At 47.5% G+C, this 22,933-nt stretch carries 23 protein-coding genes; 6 read left to right on the forward strand and 17 right to left on the reverse strand.

The genetic code is table 11. The features are described from left to right. The first annotated feature begins 37 nt into the window (after positions 1–37). Complete coding sequence (gene trmH / locus NP165_RS12590) at positions 38–721, forward strand: tRNA (guanosine(18)-2'-O)-methyltransferase TrmH (RefSeq protein WP_257084251.1); 684 nt, start codon at positions 38–40, stop codon at positions 719–721. Between the two features lie 94 nt (positions 722–815). Then, positions 816–2,894: an ATP-dependent DNA helicase RecG gene (gene recG / locus NP165_RS12595; RefSeq protein WP_257084252.1), complete on the forward strand. Its 2,079-nt coding sequence runs from the start codon at positions 816–818 to the stop codon at positions 2,892–2,894. Positions 2,895–2,958: 64 nt separating this feature from the next. Here the strand turns inward: recG and cysQ are convergent, their stop codons facing one another. The 4 genes from cysQ to NP165_RS12615 all read right to left on the reverse strand — a co-directional run bounded on the left by cysQ (position 2,959) and on the right by NP165_RS12615 (position 5,912). Further along, positions 2,959–3,786, reverse strand: a complete 828-nt coding sequence (gene cysQ, locus NP165_RS12600) for a 3'(2'),5'-bisphosphate nucleotidase CysQ (RefSeq protein WP_257084253.1) — start codon at positions 3,784–3,786, stop codon at positions 2,959–2,961. Between the two features lie 22 nt (positions 3,787–3,808). Further along, positions 3,809–4,357 carry an ADP compounds hydrolase NudE gene (nudE, locus tag NP165_RS12605; RefSeq protein WP_257084254.1) on the reverse strand — a complete coding sequence of 183 codons (549 nt, stop codon included), beginning with the start codon at positions 4,355–4,357 and terminating at the stop codon, positions 3,809–3,811. 131 nt (positions 4,358–4,488) lie between these two features. Beyond that, entirely contained in the window at positions 4,489–5,076 is a 588-nt protein-coding gene (nfuA, locus tag NP165_RS12610) for a Fe-S biogenesis protein NfuA (protein WP_257084255.1), read from the reverse strand. 98 nt (positions 5,077–5,174) lie between these two features. Then, positions 5,175–5,912 carry a phosphoribosyltransferase family protein gene (locus NP165_RS12615; RefSeq protein ID WP_503169883.1) on the reverse strand — a complete coding sequence of 246 codons (738 nt, stop codon included), beginning with the start codon at positions 5,910–5,912 and terminating at the stop codon, positions 5,175–5,177. A gap of 20 nt (positions 5,913–5,932) precedes the next feature. Between NP165_RS12615 and bioH the strand changes: the two genes are divergently transcribed. Beyond that, the gene (gene bioH / locus NP165_RS12620; protein ID WP_257084257.1) at positions 5,933–6,733 is read left to right on the forward strand and encodes a pimeloyl-ACP methyl ester esterase BioH; all 801 of its coding nucleotides are present in this window, start codon (positions 5,933–5,935) and stop codon (positions 6,731–6,733) included. Between the two features lie 121 nt (positions 6,734–6,854). Continuing rightward, entirely contained in the window at positions 6,855–7,325 is a 471-nt protein-coding gene (locus NP165_RS12625; RefSeq protein WP_257084258.1) for an ATP-dependent Lon protease, read from the forward strand. Between the two features lie 98 nt (positions 7,326–7,423). On the opposite strand, the gene NP165_RS12630 is transcribed toward NP165_RS12625, so the two are convergent. After that, positions 7,424–9,748: a Tex family protein gene (locus NP165_RS12630; protein WP_257084259.1), complete on the reverse strand. Its 2,325-nt coding sequence runs from the start codon at positions 9,746–9,748 to the stop codon at positions 7,424–7,426. A gap of 90 nt (positions 9,749–9,838) precedes the next feature. Beyond that, on the reverse strand, positions 9,839–10,315 hold the full coding sequence (gene greB / locus NP165_RS12635) for a transcription elongation factor GreB (RefSeq protein ID WP_257084260.1): 477 nt from the start codon (positions 10,313–10,315) through the stop codon (positions 9,839–9,841). A gap of 167 nt (positions 10,316–10,482) precedes the next feature. Here greB and ompR point away from each other — a divergent pair, with 167 nt between their 5' ends. Both ompR and envZ read left to right on the forward strand, forming a co-directional pair. Next, the gene (gene ompR / locus NP165_RS12640; protein WP_257084261.1) at positions 10,483–11,202 is read left to right on the forward strand and encodes an osmolarity response regulator transcription factor OmpR; all 720 of its coding nucleotides are present in this window, start codon (positions 10,483–10,485) and stop codon (positions 11,200–11,202) included. 69 nt (positions 11,203–11,271) lie between these two features. Next, positions 11,272–12,579, forward strand: a complete 1,308-nt coding sequence (gene envZ / locus NP165_RS12645; RefSeq protein ID WP_257084262.1) for a two-component system sensor histidine kinase EnvZ — start codon at positions 11,272–11,274, stop codon at positions 12,577–12,579. Between the two features lie 49 nt (positions 12,580–12,628). On the opposite strand, the gene NP165_RS12650 is transcribed toward envZ, so the two are convergent. From NP165_RS12650 to gspD, 11 genes are read right to left on the reverse strand one after another with little or no spacing between them, the layout of a single operon-like run. Then, positions 12,629–13,393 (reverse strand): type II secretion system protein N, encoded by a 765-nt coding sequence (locus NP165_RS12650; RefSeq protein ID WP_257084263.1) that lies wholly within the window; start codon positions 13,391–13,393, stop codon positions 12,629–12,631. Between the two features lie 4 nt (positions 13,394–13,397). Beyond that, the gene (locus tag NP165_RS12655; protein WP_257084264.1) at positions 13,398–13,889 is read right to left on the reverse strand and encodes a type II secretion system protein M; all 492 of its coding nucleotides are present in this window, start codon (positions 13,887–13,889) and stop codon (positions 13,398–13,400) included. 10 nt (positions 13,890–13,899) lie between these two features. After that, positions 13,900–15,111: a type II secretion system protein GspL gene (gene gspL, locus NP165_RS12660; RefSeq protein WP_257084265.1), complete on the reverse strand. Its 1,212-nt coding sequence runs from the start codon at positions 15,109–15,111 to the stop codon at positions 13,900–13,902. Continuing rightward, a complete protein-coding gene (gene gspK, locus NP165_RS12665) occupies positions 15,077–16,096 on the reverse strand; it encodes a type II secretion system minor pseudopilin GspK (protein ID WP_257084266.1) in 1,020 nt (339 codons plus the stop codon). Before gspK ends, gspL begins: the two co-directional genes overlap by 35 nt. Continuing rightward, positions 16,083–16,730, reverse strand: coding sequence for a type II secretion system minor pseudopilin GspJ (gene gspJ, locus NP165_RS12670; RefSeq protein ID WP_257084267.1), 648 nt, complete (start codon positions 16,728–16,730; stop codon positions 16,083–16,085). Before gspJ ends, gspK begins: the two co-directional genes overlap by 14 nt. After that, positions 16,717–17,073, reverse strand: a complete 357-nt coding sequence (gene gspI / locus NP165_RS12675; RefSeq protein ID WP_257084268.1) for a type II secretion system minor pseudopilin GspI — start codon at positions 17,071–17,073, stop codon at positions 16,717–16,719. The genes gspJ and gspI overlap by 14 nt, the downstream gene beginning before the upstream one ends. Then, positions 17,060–17,644, reverse strand: coding sequence for a type II secretion system minor pseudopilin GspH (gene gspH, locus NP165_RS12680; RefSeq protein ID WP_257084270.1), 585 nt, complete (start codon positions 17,642–17,644; stop codon positions 17,060–17,062). Before gspH ends, gspI begins: the two co-directional genes overlap by 14 nt. A 45-nt stretch (positions 17,645–17,689) precedes the next feature. Next, the gene (gene gspG, locus NP165_RS12685; protein ID WP_257084271.1) at positions 17,690–18,133 is read right to left on the reverse strand and encodes a type II secretion system major pseudopilin GspG; all 444 of its coding nucleotides are present in this window, start codon (positions 18,131–18,133) and stop codon (positions 17,690–17,692) included. A gap of 47 nt (positions 18,134–18,180) precedes the next feature. Beyond that, a complete protein-coding gene (gene gspF / locus NP165_RS12690) occupies positions 18,181–19,404 on the reverse strand; it encodes a type II secretion system inner membrane protein GspF (RefSeq protein ID WP_257084272.1) in 1,224 nt (407 codons plus the stop codon). Continuing rightward, positions 19,404–20,888 (reverse strand): type II secretion system ATPase GspE, encoded by a 1,485-nt coding sequence (gspE, locus tag NP165_RS12695; protein ID WP_371133717.1) that lies wholly within the window; start codon positions 20,886–20,888, stop codon positions 19,404–19,406. Before gspE ends, gspF begins: the two co-directional genes overlap by 1 nt. A 5-nt stretch (positions 20,889–20,893) precedes the next feature. Next, positions 20,894–22,918 (reverse strand): type II secretion system secretin GspD, encoded by a 2,025-nt coding sequence (gspD, locus tag NP165_RS12700; protein ID WP_257084274.1) that lies wholly within the window; start codon positions 22,916–22,918, stop codon positions 20,894–20,896. Between the last annotated feature and the right edge of the window lie 15 nt (positions 22,919–22,933).

Consider the following 22,933-nt stretch of genomic DNA (forward strand, 5'->3'; position numbering starts at 1 on the left):
TGAAATACACCATTTCAAGGGCGTTTATTTTTGAACTATGAACATAGAACGCTACCAACGAATTCAAGAAGTCCTGAAATCTCGACAGACCGACCTCACTCTGTGTCTGGAAGAAGTCCACAAGCCAAATAACGTCTCAGCAGTTATCCGCACCGCTGATGCTACTGGCTTGCACAAAGTCCATGCCGTTTGGCCTCACGAAATGCGCACACTGAGCCACACATCTGCGGGCGCACGTAACTGGGTGGAAGTGGAAACCCACGACTCAATTGCCGATGCAGTGAAAGAACTCAAAGCACAAGGCATGCAAGTATTGGTGACCAACTTGTCAGACACCGCTGTCGACTTTCGCGAGATTGATTACACTAAACCTACCGCGATCATTCTCGGTAGCGAAAAAGTTGGCGCGTCCGAGCAAGCAAAGCGACTCGCTGATCAGGACATCATTATCCCAATGATTGGCATGGTACAGTCGCTTAACGTTTCCGTTGCCAGTGCTGTGATTCTTTATGAAGCGCAGCGTCAACGCGATGCTGCAGGCATGTATGATAAAGAAAACAGCTCCCTGCCCGAGGAGGTTATTCACCGCACGCTGTTTGAGCGTGGACATCCGGTACTGGCAAAAGTCGCGAAACGCAAAGGCTTGCCATACCCACCGTTAGATGACGAAGGCCAGATTGTTGCCGACGAAACCTGGTGGAAGGAGATGCAGAAAAAATAGCGAGCACATCTGCTCATACGCTATTTTTCCTGTACAAATACACAGCTGGGTGGTTAACTATCTCCAAATCTTTAAATGATAGACGAGTTACGTTATGTCCCAGCTTTTATCAGCGATTCCGCTTACTTCTCTCTCTGGCGTTGGTGCCAAAGTCGCAGAGAAGCTCGAAAAAGTTGGGCTTGTTTCCGTTCAAGATCTACTATTCCATCTCCCCCTTCGCTACGAAGACCGTACTCGTATATACCCAATCATCAAGCTGCATGCTGGTTTATGGGCTGCCGTACAAGGCAAAGTGATGAGCGCAGACACCATATTCGGTAAACGTAAAATGTTGGCGGTCAAGTTAAGTGACGGGAACGGCACAATTACACTGCGCTTTTTTAACTTCACAGCGGCGATGAAAAACAACTTCGCCGAAGGTAAAACCGTGCACGCTTACGGGGAGATAAAACGGGGGGGTTACGGGCTGGAGATCGTCCATCCAGATTACAAATTCTACGCACCGAACCAAAAAGTCGATGTTGAAGAAACACTTACCCCGGTTTACCCAACAACCGAAGGGCTACGCCAAATAACCCTACGCAACTTAACCGACCAAGCGTTAGCGCTACTCGATAAGGCTGCGGTGCAAGAGTTACTACCCTCAGGCCTCTATAACCATCAAATTACGCTCGCACAGGCGCTGCATACTATCCATAGACCACCACCGAATATCAACCTTGAACAGTTCGATGAAGGTCAACACCCAGCTCAAATCCGTTTAATCATGGAAGAGCTCCTCGCGCAAAACTTATCGATGCTCTCCGTGCGTAGTAAGGGCCAAAAAGACGCTGCGTTACCTTTACCAGACAGCAATAAACTCAAACAACAATTGCTCGACCAACTGCCCTTTTCCCCTACCAATGCACAGAGTCGCGTGGTGAAAGAGATCGAACAAGATCTTGTGCAACCTCACCCTATGATGCGTTTAGTCCAGGGAGACGTAGGTTCAGGGAAAACGTTAGTTGCAGCGATGGCAGCACTTCGAGCGTTAGAGCATGGCTACCAAGTAGCGTTGATGGCTCCCACGGAATTACTTGCAGAGCAGCATGCGATCAATTTTGCCAATTGGTTTGAACCAATGGGCATCAAAGTTGGCTGGTTGGCAGGAAAACTCAAAGGCAAAGCCAAAGAAACAGAGCTTGAAAGAATTGCCAGTGGCGAAGCGCAAATGGTGGTTGGTACACACGCGCTATTCCAAGAGCACGTAAAGTTTAACCACTTAGCACTCGTGATCATTGATGAGCAACACCGTTTTGGCGTCCACCAACGCCTAGAACTGCGTGAAAAAGGCGAAAAACAAGGGGCATTTCCACATCAGTTAATCATGACCGCGACACCTATCCCACGTACATTGGCGATGACCGCGTACGCCGATCTCGAAACATCGGTGATCGATGAACTGCCGCCGGGAAGAACACCAATTCAAACCGTTGCGATACCTGATACCAAACGTGACGACATCATCGAACGCGTGCGACATGCCTGTTTAACTGAAGGCAAGCAAGCATATTGGGTGTGTACTTTAATTGATGAGTCAGAACTACTGGAAGCGCAAGCCGCCGCCGATACCGCTGAAGACCTACAACGCAAGCTTCCTGATGTCAAAATCGGCCTGGTGCATGGAAGAATGAAACCCGCCGAGAAACAAGCGGTGATGCAGGACTTCAAAGCAAACAAGTTGCAACTTTTGGTCGCGACTACGGTGATAGAAGTGGGTGTGGATGTGCCTAACTCAAGCTTAATGATCATCGAAAATCCAGAGCGTCTTGGCTTGGCTCAGCTCCACCAGCTGCGTGGACGAGTGGGTCGAGGTAGCGTCGCCAGTCATTGTGTCTTGCTTTACCACGCACCATTATCTAAAACCGCACAAAAGCGTTTGGGCGTTCTAAGAGAAAGTAATGATGGATTTGTGATTGCACAACGCGATCTAGAGATTCGAGGTCCGGGTGAATTACTCGGCACAAAGCAGACCGGAGTGGCCGACTTTAAGATTGCCGATTTAGTTAGAGATCAACGTTTAATCCCCGAAGTTCAACGCATCGCGCGTTACATTCACGACAACTACCCAGACAACGCGGTAGCGATTATCGACCGTTGGCTCGGCGACCGTGACGTGTACGCCAAAGCCTAAAACAACAAAGGGTTGATACTGATGTATCAACCCTCTTTGCATTGACTATTCAAGCGAGCCAGAGCTAGTCTTTGATTTTTAAGATTTCATCCCACGGCAGGCTTTCATCACCCAACACAATAAAGTTTGGATTCTCTAGCGTATCGCGCTCATTGTATGACAGTGGCTCAAGCTGGGTACTGAGAATGCGCCCACCCGCCTCTTCAACAATACATTGTGTCGCAGCGGTATCCCACTCTCCTGTCGGCCCAAGGCGCAGGTAACAATCCACAGCCCCTTCGGCCACCAAGCACGCTTTCAATGCGGCAGAACCAAGCGGAACCAAATCGTAGTTCCACGCGCTACTCATACGGCTAGTAATGCGGTTAATGTCTTGTCGGCGACTGATGGCGATGGCGATTGGCGAAGAGCGACCATCGTGCTCATGGCTATTAATACGCACACTTTCGTGCATATCAGGGATTTTCCATGCACCTTTACCTTGATACGCGTAGTACGTCACACCAGAAACCGGACCATAAACGACACCCATAATCGGCTTATTGTTTTCTACCAGCGCGATAATAGTCGCAAAGTCGCCACTGCGAGCAATAAACTCTTGAGTACCATCAAGCGGGTCAACCAACCAGTAGCGGTCCCACTGAGAACGCTTATCTAAACTGATGTCTGCGGCTTCTTCCGACAGTACCGGAATATCCGGCGTCAACTCTGATAACTGCTCGACAATAAATTTATGCGCGGCAATATCTGCGCTAGTAACGGGTGTTTCATCACTTTTGGTAAACGCCTGATACTCTTTTTTCTCGTAAATATCGAGAATCAACTGTCCAGCAGAACGGGCAATGTCAATCACGGCATTGATGTGCTGGGAAAGGTCTTGTGTCATTGGCATGGTCAATCCTTTACGCCCTTTATTATGCAGCTAATGATCTTAGGGCGAGTAACAACGCGGTGATACTCCGTGCTTCACAAAAATCAAGATGAGTTAACAGTTCCTCTGCTTGCGCTAGTGGCCAGCGGATCACTTCCAATGGTTCAGGCTCGTCGCCTTCTAGTTGTTCTGAGTATAGATCTTCTGCGATAAACAGAGTCATTTTGCTAGAAAAATAAGACGGAGCAAGAATCACTTCTTTCAAAGGCGTTAGCTTTCTTGTACCAAAACCGATCTCTTCTTTTAGCTCTCGATCCGCCGCTTGCTCTGGCGTTTCACCTGGATCAATCAGCCCTTTGGGGAAACCAAGCTCGTAACGTTCAGTGCCCGCAGCATACTCACGTACCAATAAAATATCACCCTGCGCAGTGACCGGAACCATCATCACGGCATTCCGACCACGTGGTTTCATCCGTTCGTAAGTACGATGCTCACCATTACTAAAGCGCAAGTCGAGAGCTTCGATGGAGAACAACCTAGATTGGGCAACGGTTTCTTTTGCCAGAACTTCTGGCGGTGTTCGCTTAGCCACACTCTTGCTCCTTAGTAAAATTGTAATGTCTTAATATATGAGAAAAACATCTGGTTTTAAATCAAAAAAGGGCTGACATTTCTGCCAACCCTTTCTCATTCTTATGCGTAAATCACAAGTATCTTAACAAGTTAGTAGTAAGAGTGCTCGCCACGGTCGTGCTCGGTTGCGTCACGAACGGCTGTCAGCTCACCATTAAACTCTTGGATTAGTTGCTTCTCGATGCCTTCTTTCAAAGTCACATCCACCATAGAACAGCCGTTACAGCCGCCACCGAATGAAACAATCGCAACGCCTTCTTCGGTAATCTCAACAAGGTTTACGTGGCCGCCATGGCTAGCCAGCTGTGGGTTAACCTGAGTTTGAATTACGTACTCAACGCGCTCGATAAGTGGCGCATTGTCAGAAACTTTACGCATCTTCGCGTTTGGCGCTTTTAGCGTTAGCTGCGAGCCCATTTTGTCAGTCACAAAATCGATCTCTGCGTCTTCTAGGAAAGGCAGGCTTAGCTCATCTACGTACGCAGAAAAACCTTCAAACGCAAACTCAGTGTCTGTACCTTCTACCGCTTCTGGTGGGCAGTAAGACACACCACACTCAGCGTTTTGAGTCCCTGGGTTCACTACGAATACACGAATGTTAGTGCCTTCTGGCTGTTGGCTCAAAAGGTTAGCAAAATGCTTTTGAGCATTTTCTGTAATAGTAATAGGATTTGACACGACGAATACCTGAGTAAATTTGTAGGCTATTTAGTCACCATTCTACTCCTGATTTTTGCAAGATCTAGCCCTTCGGTATGAAAACTCGAGATCTAAAGCTAGGATGTCGGTTCAGGAGTCCGGCAGATGCAATAAATATCAACGGTTTCCACGCCTGCTTCAAGCAGTAATTTACATAAATGCTGCACAGTACTCCCCGTGGTCAGCACGTCATCAACAATCGCGACATGCTTAACATTTACGGGTTGAATCAATCGAAATGCATCATGCAGGTTTCGCATTCTTTGGGCGCGGTCTTTACCCTGCTGGGGTGAGGTTGCACGTGTCCGCTTGAACAGATTGTTATACGGTCTGTTTAGGGACTTTGCCAAACTCAACGCAATCAGTTCGCTTTGGTTAAATCCTCTGTACCATTGTCTTTTCCAATGCAATGGGACCGATGTGAGAAGTTCTGCTGGTTTCTGTATCCTTGGGACAAGCAAACTGGCGAGTTTGGCGCCTTGCCAGAACTGGCGCTCATATTTAAGCCTATGAACATACCCAGAAATCGGTTGTTGGTAGTCTCCCACACAAAAAACACGTTGCCATGTTGGCGGTTCAACCAAACACTTCCCACAAACCTCCATCTGCGTTTCCATGGGTAAGCCACAGCGGGAACATCTTTTTACTTCAGTGATATAGCGCTGACAGTGTTCACACAACCAGGAGAAATCTGCACTCTGCCCTACCTCGAGTTGACACACCTCGCAATGCGGCGGCAAGAGGTCCGTTGTGTATTTTTTCAACCAATGAGCTACCATAGCCGCCTCTGCACAAAATTTTTGGTTATTGTGCATGGGTTATGAAAAGTGAAAGGATGAAAAAAGTGGCAACAAGTGAGAGCGTAAATTCACCACTCTACTGGCAGTCTTCAGGAGAAGGTGACGATATTGTCCTACTTCATGGCTGGGGTATGAACGGAGCAGTCTGGCACCAAACCGTTGAAGCGCTAAACCAGCAATACCGTGTTCATGTGGTGGACTTGCCGGGGTTTGGTCACAGCCATCAAACGCATTTTGACTCAATTGAGCACATGGCGGATCTGGTGCTTGAGCACGCGCCAGAAAAAGCGATTTGGCTTGGCTGGTCTTTAGGCGGCCTTCTCGCCACACATATCGCCCTACATCATCCTGAGCGAGTAGAAAAGCTGATCACCGTTGCCAGCTCTCCTAAGTTTGCCGCCGATAAGCCTTGGCGTGGTATTCAACCTAACGTGTTGAGTGCCTTCACCGAACAACTGGTCGAAGACTTCCAGCGGACGATTGAGCAATTTATGGCGCTGCAAGCGATGGGTAGTCCATCTGCACGCCAAGACGTAAAATCGCTCAAGAAAGCGGTTCTCTCTCGCCCATCTCCCAATCCTAAATCGCTGCTTGCAGGGTTAAACCTATTAGCCGATATCGACTACCGAGAAATGTTGAGCGCACTACAACTGCCGACACTCCGACTATATGGACGTTTGGATGGGCTTGTGCCTGCCAAAGTGGCAACCGATGTGGATTCGTTAATGCCCGGCAGTGAAAGTTTCATCTTTGGTTCATCGTCTCACGCGCCTTTCATGACCGAATTTGATGAGTTCTGTCAGCAAGTTACGCGCTTTATGAACGAAAAATCATAAAATCTTTGACCTCAATGCTAAATATTTGACCCTTCTGGTCGATAAATAGACGAACTGGATGACTTTACGTGAGATTAAACTTTTGCGAGAGGAACCCAGTCGGGCGTGAGGAGATTTAGCGATGCTCGTATCACCTACGAACGTAAGTGTGCCGCTAATTGCCCCATCGGTGAATGTTCAGACGGAGCAAGCTGCTCGCGATAATAAAGTGCGCGAACCGATTGTTCCGACGATGGCATTGACCAAGAGTAATGCTGAGCGAAAAGTCAAAGCAGACGATAAAAGGCGCAAACAATCGTCATGGGATCCTTCAGAGCATCCGAGCTATGAAACCGGTGAACAAGACGAAGAAAGTGACTCTTATCTGGATAATCCGGAGGATACCCTTGCGAGGATGTTCCAACTGCTCTCCCTGAATAGCTACAGTCAACATCAAGGGAAAGGCTATGCGATGCGCTTTCGGTTGCCCAAACGTATAATCGATGCGGCGAGAACGGAAGGCAAAATGGCAAAACGCAGAACCGTAATTAAGTTTCACTATGGCCACGCTGTGGCGCCGAATACGCCATCCGATGTGATTGCGGTGTTGTAGTACCTAATGTTCGATATTCAGAATTAGGAAATACCGAAAAAAAATCCCCGCGTCTCAACACAAGACTGCGGGGATTTGTATTTTAACAAGCGCTAAGATTAACGCTTAGCTTTAGCGAATGCGGCTGCAAATGCGCCACCCATCGCGTTGTTTGATGATTCCTCACGGCGACGTTGACCACCACCTTGATTGGTTTGACGCTGTTGACCACGAGGCGCAGAGCCACGTTGTGGGCGGTTGTCTTGTCCTGGTTCATCATTCAAGCGCATAGAGAGTGCGATGCGCTTGCGTTGTACATCCACTTCCATCACTTTGACTTTAACGATGTCACCGGCTTTCACCACTTCACGTGGGTCAGAGATAAAACGGTCAGTCAGCGCAGAAATATGGACTAATCCGTCCTGATGAACGCCGATATCAACAAATGCGCCAAAGTTGGCGACGTTCGACACCACACCTTCCAACACCATACCCGGTTCTAGGTCTGAAACTTTATTTACACCGTCGGCAAACGTTGCGGTTTTAAACTCAGGGCGCGGATCTCGGCCCGGTTTATCAAGCTCTTTGATGATGTCTGTTACCGTCGGTACACCAAAATTTTCATCGGTGTAATCAACCGCGTGCAAACCGCGTAAGAAATCCGTATCGCCGATCAGAGACTTCACCTCTTTCTGGTTTTTCTCTGCAATAGCCTTCACCACTGGGTAGGCTTCAGGGTGAACGGATGACGCATCAAGAGGGTTTTTACCATCCATAATACGTAAGAATCCCGCACACTGCTCAAACGCTTTAGGCCCCAAACGAGCGACTTTTTTCAACGTACTGCGTGCTTCAAAGCGACCGTTTTCGTCGCGGTAATCCACAATGTTCTGAGCGATCGTGCTCGACAGGCCTGCCACACGAGTTAACAACGCCGGAGAAGCGGTGTTCACGTCAACACCTACCGCGTTAACACAGTCTTCAACCACCGCATCTAGACGCTTCGCCAGCATAGATTGGCTGACATCGTGCTGGTATTGACCCACACCGATAGATTTAGGGTCGATTTTCACCAGTTCGGCTAGTGGGTCTTGCAAACGACGAGCAATCGACACAGCACCACGCAACGAAACGTCCAAGTTAGGAAACTCGTTCGCCGCTAGCTCGGATGCAGAATACACCGACGCGCCCGCTTCGCTTACCATGATCTTTTGTACTTTCAGGTTATTGCGTTTTATGAGGTCAGCCACAAAGCTGTCGGTTTCGCGTGAAGCCGTACCGTTACCAATCGCAATCAAGTCAACATTGTGCTTGGCAACTAAGCTTGCCACCACCTGCGCTGATTTATCGTATTGGTTTTGCGGCGGGTGTGGGTAGATGGTTTCTGTCGCTAGCACCTTACCGGTTGAATCCACCACGGCAATTTTAGAGCCGGTACGCAAACCAGGGTCCAGACCGAGTGTCGCGCGAGGGCCCGCAGGCGCTGCCATCAACAAGTCTTTCAAGTTCGTCGCAAATACTTCAATCGCTTCGATTTCAGCACGCTCTTTCATTGCGCCCATCAGTTCGGTTTCCATGTGCATCGAAACCTTGATACGCCACGCCCAGCTAATCACCTGTTTACGCCATGTGTCGGCAGGAGCATTGCTGAGCGAAATACCATAATGGTCAGCAATGATGGTTTCACAGTAAGACTGACGTACACTCTCTTCCTGAGCTGGGTCGGCGTTCATCGCCAGTGTCAGGAAGCCTTCGTTACGGCCACGTAGCATCGCTAATGCACGGTGTGAAGGTACTTTACTGAGCGGTTCATTATGTTCGAAGTAATCTTTAAATTTCTCACCTTCACGCTCTTTGCCATCGACAACGCGAGAAACCAACTCGGCGTTACGATTGAGGTGATGGCGGATTTTTTCCAGTAGATTCGCGTCTTCCGCGATACGTTCCATGATGATCGCGCGTGCACCATCCAGTGCCGCTTTGGTATCCGCGATGCCTTTGTCTGCATCGATATAACGCGCTGCTTCACTTTCAGGCTCGGTTTGTGGTTCGTTCCATAGCGTGTCGGCTAACGGTTCAAGGCCCGCTTCAATTGCGATTTGACCTTTGGTGCGACGCTTGGGTTTGTATGGTAAGTACAAGTCTTCTAAACGTGTTTTACTGTCGGCTTGGTTAATTTCAGCTTCTAGCTCAGCAGTCAGTTTGCCTTGCTCACCAATCGATTTAAGAATGGTTTGTCTGCGGTCATCCAGCTCACGCAGATACGATAGTCGGCTATCAAGGTTACGTAACTGGGTATCGTCCAGACCACCTGTCACCTCTTTACGGTAACGGGCAATAAATGGAACTGTGTTGCCATCATCGATCAGGGTAACAGCGGCAGTGACTTGCTCAGTGCGAACATTGAGTTCCTGAGCAATCATGTGACAGATAGCTTGGCTCATCCGTTGAATCTCTTTGTATGATTTATTTGTGAAGCCCTAAGGCATCAATGAATTAATTAGTATGTGGGGTCGAAGGGCTGCGATATAAAGCTATTGCTTATACTCAATCCGGTTAACAAACCACTCTTTATAACCTTCCGGGGTTTTTACGCTGAATTCGTCATCCACTTCTTTTTTTAGCAGTGCGCGTGCCATGGGTGAGTCGATAGAGATATACCCTTTCGCATCACCATAGATTTCGTCAGGGCCAACAATGCGGAACGCTTTCACTTCGCCAGAGTCGTTTTCTATCTCGACCCACGCGCCAAAAAAGACTTTGCCTTCTTGCTGTGGAGAGTAGTCCACCACAGTCACTTGTTCGAGTCGCTTACGTAGATAACGCACACGTCGATCAATCTCGCGCAGTCGCTTTTTGTTGTATTGGTAATCTGCGTTTTCTGATCGATCACCTAAACTGGCTGCCCAAGTCACTTTTTTGGTCACTTCTGGACGTTCTTCTTTCCATAAAAAATCGAGCTCTTTTTTAAGCCGATCAAAGCCTTCACGGGTGATTAGGTTTGTTTTCATATTTCTGTTACGACTGGATTGAAACTACTGTATACATTAGCTAAAAAGGAAATAAACGTTAACAATTCTTTGCGCCACTTTGGTCAGAACAGTGTTACATTCCAAATGGTCAAAAAGGGTAAAAACCCTGCATGGGCGCAAATACAGTTATTAGGTGGAATCATTACATGCAAGAAAATCACAAGATCTTAGTCGTTGATGACGATGCACGCCTACGAGCGTTGCTCGAGCGTTACTTGTCTGAACAGGGATTCCAAGTACGCAGTGTGGCAAACAGTGAACAAATGGATCGCCTGCTCACTCGTGAAAACTTTCATCTAATGGTGCTGGACTTAATGCTACCTGGCGAAGATGGTCTTTCAATCTGCCGTCGCCTACGTAATGCCAATAACATGCTACCGATCCTGATGCTCACTGCAAAGGGAGATGAAATTGACCGTATCGTAGGCCTCGAAGTGGGTGCCGATGACTACCTACCAAAGCCCTTTAATCCACGTGAACTGCTTGCTCGTATTAAAGCGGTACTCCGTCGTCAAACGATAGAGTTGCCAGGAGCGCCAAGCAGTGAAGAACAAGTGGTTGAGTTTGGTGATTTCCGTTTAAACTTAGGTACACGCGAAATGTTCCGTGGCGACGAATCAATGCCACTCACATCAGGTGAATTTGCGGTGCTGAAAGCATTGGTGACGAATGCTCGAGAGCCAATGTCGCGTGATAAGTTGATGAACATGGCGCGAGGCCGTGAGTACTCTGCGATGGAACGTTCTATAGACGTTCAGATTTCTCGCCTGCGCCGCATGCTTGAAGTTGACCCAAGCAAACCACGTTATATTCAAACGGTCTGGGGCTTAGGTTACGTTTTCGTACCGGACGGAAAAGAAGCGTAAATACTTATGTGTTAAGGTGCGAGACATTGTCTCGCACTTTTTGTTTTTGCCACTATCAAGGTCGCTGTTATGCGCATTCGCAGTTCATTCACTCAATCCATTTTCATCTTCCTCACCCTGCTGATTGCTAGCCAAATCTACTCTTACTACGCGGTTTTCAACTACGCGTTAATGCCAAGTTTGCAGCAGTTCAACAAGATTTTAGGTCATGAGATTAGCCTGATGCTAAGCGACTCTGACAATCTTGAAGATGGCTTAGGTATGGATGGTCCACTGCGTAGGCGAGTACTAGAGCAACTCGGGGTGACAATTCACAGCGAAGAGAGCCCAATCGCTGAAGAGTTCCACCACGCCATCACCATAGACTTAATGAGCGAGGAGATGAGCAAGGAGTTAGGAGCCGCGACCGATGTGCGCATGATGCTGGGTTCAGAAAGCTACATATTGTGGATTCAGACCGATGCACTTCCTAGTTCGCTACTTCGCATCCCACTCTCTGAGCTTCAAGAAGAAGACTTTACGCCTCTGTTTCGCAATAGCTTAATCATGGCGCTGCTCATCATTGCTGGCGGATGGCTGTTTATCCGCTTACAAAACCGCCCTCTTATTGCCCTAGAAAAAGCGGCGAAAGGGGTTGGTCGTGGTGAAGTGCCGCCACCTATCCCTGAGCAAGGTGCATCTGAGATTCGCTCGGTAACACGTGCATTTAATCAGATGTCAAAGGGGATACAAGCGCTAGAAGAAGACCGAGCATTGCTCATGGCGGGCATCAGCCACGACTTGCGCACCCCTCTGACTCGTATTCGACTCGCGACAGAAATGATGTCGCCTGAAGATAGCTACTTAGCTGAAGGTATCATCAGTGACACCGAAGAGTGCAATGAGATCATCAGCCAATTTATGGACTATTTAAAGCCAGTCAACAAACAGTCATTTTTGGAAGTCGACCTGAACGAAATTGCCAATGATGTGGCGATGTCAGAAGGCGGCTATGAGATTCAGATAGAAACCGAACTCCACGAGCCGATGAAAATGACACTGGGAAGCCCAATTTCGATTAAGCGTGCGGTGAGCAACCTAGTCGTTAATGCACTGCGCTACGGAAATGGCTGGATTAAAGTCAGCACGGGCATAACCGCAGACAATAAGCTGGTCTGGGTAAGTGTTGAAGACAATGGACCTGGAATCGAGCAAAGTCAGATCAGTAAGTTGTTTGCCCCATTCACACGCGGAGACACGGCTCGTGGGAGTGAAGGAACCGGGCTAGGTCTAACCATCGTGAAAAGAATTGTCAGCCAGCATAGTGGCTCTGTGATTGTGAATAATCGCAGCGGTGGAGGCTTGAAAGTGCAGATTAGCTTCCCTGCAATGAAGTAGTGTCAGACGAAAGAGAAAGGGCGCTGTCATTGACTACGCCCTTTTTAAATTAAAATCTACCGTTGTAAGTAAACTGATATCGACCTTCTGAATCAGGGTCAGGTAGCCAGGCTAACTGATCACTGAATGCCTTCGGAAATTCACTACCCGGTTTGAACCATGCTTTACTTTGGTAACGACGATCAGGCTGCAGTACCACTTCCGCTTCGCTCTCTACTTGCGCGCTTTTTTGCCCACCATTTAAGGCGATCACGCTATCACTGCAAGTCACATCCGCCACGACAGGGCCAACAACTAATTCATCCAGCGGTGTTCCAATCTTGTCTGTGTTCCAAACAACCGTTCCTTCACCTGCTCGACAATAAGGTGCAGCGTAGTCTAAGCGCTTCACTGTCAGTTCTATATTCCCAGTTAACGTCAATGGTATCGGCATTGGCGGAGCCATTTTAATCACCTGACTCACTGGCAGAGAAGCCATTAAATTTTCGGCATACAAGGTTCCATTCAAGCCGTAACCGACGGCTCCACGTCCTGTTAGCTGCATATCACTGCCCTGACCAAATCGGATCTGAGCTTCTGCTTTTCCTGATAACAACTTAGAGGGCAGCAACGTCCACTGGATCTCACCAAAGCTTTCATTCTGCCAGCTCACATTAGAGGCACTACCTTGCCAAACAGTGCCTTCTATACCCGCTAATTTTAACTGCCTTGGTAGTGGCACGTTGTCGACAAGCACCTGCGCTGGCAAATGTACAATTGCGCTCACGACAAAGATGAACAACAAACCAATGCCAAGCAGAAAATATTTTTTCACCCATTTACCCCTTCGTGAACTGTAAGCGCTTAATTTCAACCACGCCGTTCTGATCACCTTTATCAATATCTAAAAATGTCACCGTGATACCTTGAGTATCTTGAAGAAAGGCCATCCATTCAGCAAAGCGATTAAAAGGTAGAGGTGAAATCCACACTTGAAGCTGTTCGTCACGTGGCTGTACTCGAAGCAGCTCAATGTTAAAACGACGAGCTGAGGAAGAAACAGCCTGATTCAATGGCGTACTTGACACCACCTGTCCTGACTGACCACGTAAAGAAGTAATCTCATCTGCTTTCTCTTTAACCCAAGTAAGCAACTGTTTTTCGCTTTGAATGCTTTGCTGTGCTGCTTCCGCTCTCTGTAATACGGGCTGAACTAATCCCCAATATAGCCCGCCAAATACCAACAGTATCGTACAGACTATCACCAGTCTTTGCTCTCGCCCCGAGATCTGACGCCACCAGTTTTGTACCGAATTAAGTAATGCGCTCATATGGGCCTCCTCATAATGGCTTTAATACAAAGGAGCCATTGACCAGCTCACCTGAGCGGCTAAGTTGTCCTTGTTCGACACTGAATTTGGATGCCAAAAGTTCACGGGCTTTCTCAAAGGTTTGAAAATCTTGGCTTTGAGCTTGAAGTCGCACTTCTCCTCTCGCACCATCAAACTTAAAACTGGTTAAATTGAGCGTTGGTACCTGTTTTAACAGCGCTGGCATATCTCCCATCCATTGCAGAAGTGATTCATCACCACCATTGCCAGAAAGTCGATTTGCTTCGCGTTCCATCTCGCGTTTTAGATAGCTCACTGTCGGAATCTTCGTTTTACCCGGTAATGCTTGACGGAAAATGCGTTCACTTTCCATTCGATAAGCCTGGGCCTCTGCTTCGTATTTTTGAATTTTCAGTACGCTGTCAACCAGCACAACCGCTATCAAAAACACAGCGGCAATCGCCACTTTTTGCCACACTTTCCAATAGCGATAAAACGACGACTTAGGTTTAAAAGTACCGGTAAGCAGGTTCACTTTGCTACGAATCGCATGCTCTGCTAACAGCTGAATCACCAATTGTGGCTCACCATTTACCCACAGTTGATTCTCATCCAATGCAATATCAGGCAGTGCAGTAAAAGAAGTAAGAGGTAAAAACTCATCACCCTCTTTTACCCACTCCGATTGAGCCATGAAGGACAACCACTCATTATTGATTGAGATACCGCTATAAGGCGTTTTCTTCAAGAGCCATTGGTTATCGATCTCTAGCGCAGCAATCCCTTCCAGATCAGGTAGTGCTAGTACGTCAGGTAATACAGACTGCACCTGACAGCCAATATCCCTTAGGCTCAATAACGCCTGCTCAAGCCATTCGGTTTCAACTGCACAGATCTGAGCTTTTCCTGCGCTCTTGCTCAACACTGAAAAATGGAGCTGTTCAACATCCTGAGCGAGCTCATCTTCCAACAAAAACGGTAGCATGCCTTCAAATTGACGGCTTGCCCCTGCAGGAATATCTACCTCAGTTAAAACAAGACTCGCAGCAGAAAGTAGCACGATGGTTCGGCGATTTTCAGCATAGGCAGCCAGTTCAGCAAGCGCATCCCAGTCAGCCAGTTCTCCACAAGCAATGACTTCCTTTTGCTGCTCAGACCAAACCAGCCATTGTATGGTCGACCCTGTATTATTGCTCAGTCGAACGATCAGATACTCGTTCACCGATACCTCCAAAGCGACGGCTGACCACCGTTGCAGTTTCACGATTATTACTAAATATTAGGCTACGTGCGCGAACTCTTGAGTTCCCAACAAGTATCTCTGCATCTAACTCAAAATACGCACTATCTACCGTCAAATATCCTTTGATTGGGGCTAGCACTTCTTGCTTGATGTTCGCTAACTCACCTTCCTTGAGAAAATCGTCGACACTTCCCCACCCTTCGTAAGGACGACTCTCTAAAATGTCTCTCATTTGCTGTGTACTGAAATTTGGCTGAAAGATTGCGCTCAGTAGCTCAGCCTGCTCTGGGTGAATAGTATTGACATTCAGCTTCAGCTCATTGGTCGGTATGACACAGATGTACGGAGCCAACTTTTGCATGACTTCACCTGATGCTTGATTGACAGCACGAAGCTCGGAGCTATCGGCCAACATGGAATTGGCAGCGACATACGAGGGTGACATTGATTCGTAATAGCTGTCTTCAACACCCGACACAGAGCTCTGCACATTATTTGAGTCAACGTAATCCCATAATGATTGAGACACTTCTTCCGCCTGATAATTGTCTATCTCTAGCTCTTCCATCATGAACTGAAACGCTTGCACCAAGAATGGCACACGATCAGAACCCGCTTCCTGCGTGACAGCAGTGAACGCATTTAAGTTGAAACACGCCTGTTTATCGACGATATGCCCAGTCAACGTACCAAAATCGAGAGGATACGTTTGCTTTTCTATAGCCCAAGGCTGAGACAGATTAATCGTGTCAGAGTCTTTGTAACTTTGCTCAATACCAGTTTTGGCTAACGCTTCTGCGCCAATGCTATACCAGTAAGCCTGCTGATAATTGAGCTGATTAGTAGCGCGCTTAAATTGCCCAAATAGACGCTCAGCCATCGTGGCGGCAATGCTTACCATCACTGCCAGTAGTAACAAAACAACGATAAGTGCCACACCTCGCTGCGGATTAACTGGTTTCATCGTCTGCTCCAGACAAGCTGATTGAACTACCAGCAATCAAGTAAATACGCTCAATTTTTCCGTAATCTTTCAGCTCAAGTTCAACGGTTATGGCCTGAGGTAAGGCATTATTTTTTTCCCAATTAGACTGCCACTCTTTACCGTCGTAAAAGCTCAAATTAAATGACTCGACCTTATCTATCAGAGGCATGACGAGTGCCTGTTGACCCGCTGGTGTATCTGGGTATCGCCACCAAACTCGCTCTAGCTGGTTGTCTCTGAGGCGGTATCCTACTTTTGTCACTTCACCACGGGGAAATTGTTGCTCTGGGTTGTGCCATCCCAAACGAGCAAACATCACGCCTTTCGCATCCGAATCAAGCAAGTAATCTTGCCATTGAATCAGCTTGGGTGAGGGATCCTCTCCATTCGTTCGAGTTTTCCGCAATGCCATTTGCCGAAAGTCGTTATTCAAAAACACCAACGCTCGTTGTAGTGTTTTTAAGCGTTCATTTCGCTCCAGAGAAAGCTCGTTACTGCGCTGAACTTGGTTAAGTACTTGGTACGCACCGACACTCAAGCTGGCAAATATCGCAATCGCCACCAGCACCTCGATTAAGGTAAAGCCACACTGAACACGTTTAGTTCGTAACATAACTTCGTACCGTGACAATCGGCGAGCCGTTTTCTTTCGCCGCGACTTTAACGTCAAAGGCTTGCAATAGGTTTCCTGCCGTAGCAACTGGCTCTATCGTCCAATACCACTCAATACCTGCAAGCTCTTCTTTACCGTTTGATTTCGTAGGTTTGCTCTCCGATAAAATGACTTTTGCCATTTGGTTATCCGCCACCATCGAAGCAAACGTTTTTTCCTCTAGATAGCTCAAGGTATTGATGTGCTGACTAACAGAACGAATAACCGCGATTGCTGCTGTCGCAAAGATCGCAAGCGCAACCAAAACTTCAAGTAGGGTAAATCCTGACTTACGCTTCTTCATCACTCTCTCCTGGGGCCAGAATGATGATCTGTCCATTTTCTTTTGCCACTACATGCCACGCATCTTGCTCAGCACTGAGGTTCTGCGGGTAAATGGCAATAGAGAATGGGGTGACTTCACCGCTCGACATAATAAACACCTGAGGGGCAGGTACTTTCTCTTCTTCCTCTACATCAGCAAACATCTCTTCATCAAAGAGGCTAGAGGGGTTAAACAATCGGTCTTCATCTTTCCACGCAGTTCCACCTAGCTGTAACACCATTGCTATACCATCGGGTAGATCCACCTCTTCAGGAAGTTCGCTGTCGTTCAACTTTTCCCAGCCTTCTACATCTAATGTCAGCAGCTGATAAGAGGCGTCCTTTTCATCAAAATGAACACCATAATCCTTGCCACTTAGAATTGCCTCTTCGTTAAGAAGCTGCAAACGATGATAAAGCGCCAGCGCTTGCTGCTTTGCTTCATCCGAGCTTTTTTGCGGCAGAGTCGAGATGACCGCTACCGATGCCACTGAAAGCAGCACAAGTACCAGCAGGATCTCGATTAGGGTGAATCCCTTTTGAATACGCATCGCTTATCTGGGGCAGATCACTCCGCCCCACACCATTAGATCGGGTTATTGGAAATCTTGGATATTCCAGTTGCCGATATCAGTATTAGCGCCCTCGCCGCCTTCCTGACCATCTGCACCTAGCGTAAAGATATCTGTCGCGCCTTTATCACCTGGGCTTAAATATTGGTATTCATTGCCCCATGGATCGTTAGGTAAACGCTTGATGTAGCCGCCTTCACGGTAATTGCGTGGTTCTGGGCTAGACGGTTTTGTCACCAGTGCATCCAAACCTTGATCAGTGGTTGGGTATACGCTGTTGTCTAACTTATACATGTCTAGTGCGTTCTCAAGCGCAACAATATCTGTGATTGCCTTTTGTTGATCCGCTTTCTCTTTGTTGCCCAGAAGGTTAGGTACAACAAAACTTGCGAGAATACCCAAAATGACGATAACAACCATGACTTCTAATAGGGTAAAGCCTGACTGTTTTTTCGTTATAGTTTTCATTATGTTCTCCAAATCAAAAACTTAGAGTGGATATTAAGCTAACTGCCTTATCCACTCATTAAATTATTCATTTCTAAAATTGGCATTAGTGTCGCCATCACAATAAACAGGACCAAGCCTGCCATCAGTGCGATCAGCACCGGGGTAAAAATACCCAGTGCGATGTTCACCGTCGATTCGAAACTAGAGTCTTGGTTATCTGCTGCACGGGTTAGCATTCCTTCTAACTCACCACTCTGCTCGCCACTCGCGATCATATGTAACATCATTGGAGGAAATAGCTTGGTCTGATCCAGCGCCTTTCGAAGGCTGGCACCTTCACGAACGTTTTCTCTAGCGGCCATAACCTGCTGTTTGACATATTGATTAGACATCACATCCACAGCGACTTTCATGCCATCTAAGATAGGAATCGCACTGGACGTACAGATCGATAGCGTGCGTGCAAATCGGGAAGTATTCAATCCACGGGAAATCTTGCCAATCAAAGGCAGCGATACCACTTTTCGGTCCCATTTTAGGCGTACATCTGGCGAGCGTAGTAATAACTTTATTCCGTAAATCAGAGCAATCAGTGCCACTAACAGCTGCACTCCCCAATTCTGGAGGAATTCACTCGATGAGAGTAGAAACTGTGTCGACTGTGGTAATTCTTGCCCCATTTGTACAAACTGACCAACAATCTTCGGCACGACTGCAGCCAGCAAAAATGCCACGATACCCACAGCAAATACGACCAACACCACAGGGTATATCATCGCTTGCTGCAGTTTGGAGCGTAACTTTTGCCGATTCTCAGCGTAGTCTGCCAGACGCTCAAGCACAGAGTCCAAGTGCCCGGACTTTTCGCCAGCTGACACCATCGAGCGAAATAGCTCATCAAAGATATGTGAGTAATCAGCTAAGCTATCTGCCAACGTGTAACCTTCCACCACTTTTGAACGCACTGCCAACAACATGGTGCGAATACGTGGCTTTTCAGACTGCTCAGAAACGGCCTTTAAGCACTCTTCCAATGGCATACCTGATTGAACTAACGTAGCAAGCTGTCTCGTGATCAGCGCAAGGTCGGGGGTACTGATACCACGTTTAAAAGCCATACTCGGCTGAGAGCCTTGCTGTTTGCTCTTCTGGCGCGTCTCATTTACCTCAACAGGCACTAACCCTTGCTCTTTTAAACGCGCCCGCACTTGTCGAGCATTATCGCCTTCAATGACTCCTTTCTGGGTTTTCCCCTTGCCATTTAACGCTTTGTATTCAAACGCGGCCATTAGCTTTCCTTAGTGACTCGCAAAACCTCTTCCAAAGAGGTCACGCCGTTAAGGACTTTGGACAAGCCATCATCACGAATACTTGGGGTTCGTTGACGAATAGCCTTTTCAATGGCTTGCTCACCTGCTTCGCTATGAATAAGTTCCTGAACAGTTTCATCAACAATAAGGAGTTCATGAATACCTGTACGGCCTCGATAACCTTTATGGCTACACTTCTCACACCCTTTGGCACGATAAAGCGTTAAAGGTTCATTAACTTCAGCACCAAACAGCTTTTTGGTTTCCTTGTCTGCGTCATAAGGTTCTTTACAGTCACTGCACAGCGTCCGAACTAGTCGCTGTGCTAACACACCAAGCAGAGAGGATGAGATAAGAAATGGCTCAATTCCCATGTCGCGCAGTCGTGTAATAGCACCTATCGCGGTATTGGTATGGAGGGTCGACATCACTAAATGCCCGGTCAAAGAAGCCTGAACAGCAATTTGAGCCGTTTCAAGATCTCGGATCTCACCCACCATGACGACGTCTGGGTCTTGACGCAAAATGGCACGTAACCCACGAGCAAAGGTCATATCAACTTTAGGGTTAACCTGCGTTTGACCGATACCATCGATATCAAATTCAATCGGGTCCTCTACCGTTAGTATGTTGCGCTCATTGCTGTTTAATTCTTGTAAACCAGCATAAAGCGTCGTGGACTTACCCGACCCTGTTGGACCTGTCACCAAAATGATGCCATGCGGACGACCAATCATGGTTTGGAAGTTATCGTGATTTACCTTCGTCATACCCAAACTATGAAGATCTAGGCGCGTCGCGTTTTTATCCAGAAGACGCATTACTACACGTTCGCCGTGAGAAGATGGCATCGTCGAAACACGCACATCCACTGCGCGACCGCCAATACGCAGCGATATTCGGCCATCTTGTGGAACACGCTTCTCGGCAATATCGAGCCTCGCCATAACTTTAACGCGCGATACAAGTAATGGAGCCAGCTTACGGCTAGGTGAGAGGACATCCCTAAGCACCCCATCAACACGGAAGCGAATCATCAGTTTCTTTTCAAAGGTTTCGATATGAATATCGGATGCCCCTTCTTTGATTGCTTCACCTAGCATAGCGTTGATTAGCTTGATGATAGGTGCGTCGTCTTCCGATTCCAGTAAATCTTCACTTTGAGGTAAATCTTCCGCTAGAGAGAAGAAATCATCACTGTCTGCACCAAGATCTTCCATCAGCTGCCGAGCTTCTGATGAGTCACGCTGATAAGCGATGGTTAGCTTCTGCTCAAACTCTTCTTTATTAATTTCTACCAGTGAAAAATCAGTCCCAATCGTTCTCTGAACTTCGAGTAATGCGCTCACCGAAAGTGGTTCTACATAATAGAGCACAACACCATTTTCTTTGGGCTCTAGAACCAAATTAAAGCGGTTAGCAAACCCAAACGGCAATCGACGAAACAATACTGCGGCATCCATAGACATTACTGCGTACCTATTTGGTCTAAGAAGGCTTGAATTTCCGCTGGATGACGAATCTCTTCACCATACTTAGGCAACACTGGGATATGGCTGTCACTCATCAGCTTCAGACCTTGATCAGCTTTGTAGAGCTGTTCTGCACGAATAAAGTTGTATTTGCGCTGAGTAATGCCATCGGCTGTCACGCCATCACGAATAATCGTTGGCTTGATGAACACCATCAGGTTTTTCTTTTCCACTTGCGTGCTGGTTGATTTGAATAGATGACCGAGGACTGGAATGTCGCCCAATAATGGTACCTTCGATTCGCTCTCTAGTGCGCGTTCATCAATCAAGCCGCCTAGAACAATCATTTGACCGTCTTCCACCATCACTGACGTGTTCAGCTGGCGTTTGGCAAATCGAACATCGACCGCGCCATTTGCACCCAACACATTGGAGACTTCCTGCTCAATATTTAACTGAACCGAGTTACCTTCGTTAATTTGAGGGACAACTTTAAGCTTAATACCAACTTCTTTACGATCGACCGTCTGGAACGGGTTATCGTTGTTTGAACCCGCAGTGGAACCAGTAATGACAGGCACTTCTTCACCCACAATGAATGACGCTTCACCGTTGTCCATGACAGTAATACTTGGGGAGGAGAGAATGTTGGAGTTAGAGTCTGTCGCGACCGCGCTCAGCAGTGCCGTCCAGTCGCCCATCACCAAGCTCACTGCGGCGCCGTTAACACCTGCAAGGGCCGAAGCAAGAGTAGAATAATCGCCTTTCTCACTGGTCGTTTCGTTGCGCAAGAAATTGCCATCAGAATCATATACAGCTTTTGTTGTTTCAGTATCCTTAGCCTCTTCCAGACCTACCATGACTTGGCCGATCGGCGCGCCTGTATTGCCATATTGGATAACGGCACCCGTGTCTAAAGAGCCCCATTGCACACCTAGATTGATCCCATCGCCTTCAGCCATTTCTACGATCAACGCTTCAATCAGCACCTGAGCGCGACGAATATCCAGCTGGGCAATCACGTCTTGCAGAGCGATCATAATATCTGGCGGTGCAGTTAAAACCAGTGCATTGGTATCTGGGTGCGCTGCGATCATCACCTCACCACGCTTGGTAGAGCCATTCGTTTGACCACCAGACGACTTTTCCGCCTGCAGGTTATCTGATACGCCTTTTAACACATCAACAAGTTCTTCAGCATTCGCGTATTTTAGATAAACCACGCGATTGTTACCTTTTGACGCCATTTCAACATCAAGTTGCTTGATCAGTTTACGAAGGCGCTGACGTACTTGAGGATCGCCAGAAATCAGGATTGAGTTGGTGCGCTCATCAGCCACCAGCTTAGGCTGTAAGAATCCAGGAGTATTCTTCACATCAGTCTTACTTAACGCTTCTACAATTCTCACCATTTCAGCGGCAGACGCGTTATCAAGTTCAACCACTTCTATCGATTTATCACCCGCCTGATCCACGCGTTTAATAATGTCAGCTAAACGGTTTACAACGGCAGCTCGGCCTGTAATAAGAATGATGTTGGCTGGATCATAATGGACTACGTTACCCGCACCAGCGTTGTCATTTAGCTGGCGAAGCAGCGGGGAGAGTTCGCGCACAGACACATTGCGTACAGCGACAACGCGAGTGACAACCTCATCACCTTGAACTTTTCCATCACCCACAACAGGGATAGCGGAGGTTTTGGCATCTTTGGATTTAACGACCTTAATCACGCCGTTTTCCATTTCAATGACGGCGTATCCGTACACTTCGAGCACATTTAAGAAGAAACTGTAGTATTGTTCTTCGGTTAGCATGTCGTAACTACGTACATCCACTTTACCGCGAACAGACGGATCAACGATGATGGTCTTTTCTAAGTTGCGACCAACAATGTTGATAAACTCTTGAATATCCGTACCTTTGAAACTGGCACTGTATTCATTAGCCGCCATTATACTTGGCGAAGTTAATAAGCTTCCTGCTAAAAGCCACGCGCTTTTCTTAAGCCAATGATTCACGTTTTACTCCTCGTG

Origin of the sequence: Vibrio japonicus (assembly GCF_024582835.1) — a bacterium.
GTDB classification, from domain to species: domain Bacteria; phylum Pseudomonadota; class Gammaproteobacteria; order Enterobacterales; family Vibrionaceae; genus Vibrio; species Vibrio japonicus.

Bases quoted from the DNA above. Each gene is read 5' to 3' on its own strand.
- recG (WP_257084252.1), top strand. From the start codon at position 816: ATGTCCCAGCTTTTATCAGCGATTCCGCTTACTTCTCTCTCTGGCGTT.
- cysQ (WP_257084253.1), bottom strand. From the start codon at position 3,786: ATGCCAATGACACAAGACCTTTCCCAGCACATCAATGCCGTGATTGAC.
- gspJ (WP_257084267.1), bottom strand. From the start codon at position 16,730: ATGTTACGAACTAAACGTGTTCAGTGTGGCTTTACCTTAATCGAGGTG.
- ompR (WP_257084261.1), top strand. From the start codon at position 10,483: ATGCAAGAAAATCACAAGATCTTAGTCGTTGATGACGATGCACGCCTA.
- greB (WP_257084260.1), bottom strand. From the start codon at position 10,315: ATGAAAACAAACCTAATCACCCGTGAAGGCTTTGATCGGCTTAAAAAA.
- NP165_RS12655 (WP_257084264.1), bottom strand. From the start codon at position 13,889: ATGAGCGCATTACTTAATTCGGTACAAAACTGGTGGCGTCAGATCTCG.
- gspE (WP_371133717.1), bottom strand. From the start codon at position 20,888: ATGGATGCCGCAGTATTGTTTCGTCGATTGCCGTTTGGGTTTGCTAAC.
- bioH (WP_257084257.1), top strand. From the start codon at position 5,933: ATGAAAAAAGTGGCAACAAGTGAGAGCGTAAATTCACCACTCTACTGG.
- gspI (WP_257084268.1), bottom strand. From the start codon at position 17,073: ATGAAGAAGCGTAAGTCAGGATTTACCCTACTTGAAGTTTTGGTTGCG.
- gspF (WP_257084272.1), bottom strand. From the start codon at position 19,404: ATGGCCGCGTTTGAATACAAAGCGTTAAATGGCAAGGGGAAAACCCAG.
- gspK (WP_257084266.1), bottom strand. From the start codon at position 16,096: ATGAAACCAGTTAATCCGCAGCGAGGTGTGGCACTTATCGTTGTTTTG.
- NP165_RS12625 (WP_257084258.1), top strand. From the start codon at position 6,855: ATGCTCGTATCACCTACGAACGTAAGTGTGCCGCTAATTGCCCCATCG.
- gspH (WP_257084270.1), bottom strand. From the start codon at position 17,644: ATGCGTATTCAAAAGGGATTCACCCTAATCGAGATCCTGCTGGTACTT.
- gspG (WP_257084271.1), bottom strand. From the start codon at position 18,133: ATGAAAACTATAACGAAAAAACAGTCAGGCTTTACCCTATTAGAAGTC.
- NP165_RS12630 (WP_257084259.1), bottom strand. From the start codon at position 9,748: ATGAGCCAAGCTATCTGTCACATGATTGCTCAGGAACTCAATGTTCGC.
- NP165_RS12615 (WP_503169883.1), bottom strand. From the start codon at position 5,912: ATGCACAATAACCAAAAATTTTGTGCAGAGGCGGCTATGGTAGCTCAT.
- trmH (WP_257084251.1), top strand. From the start codon at position 38: ATGAACATAGAACGCTACCAACGAATTCAAGAAGTCCTGAAATCTCGA.
- envZ (WP_257084262.1), top strand. From the start codon at position 11,272: ATGCGCATTCGCAGTTCATTCACTCAATCCATTTTCATCTTCCTCACC.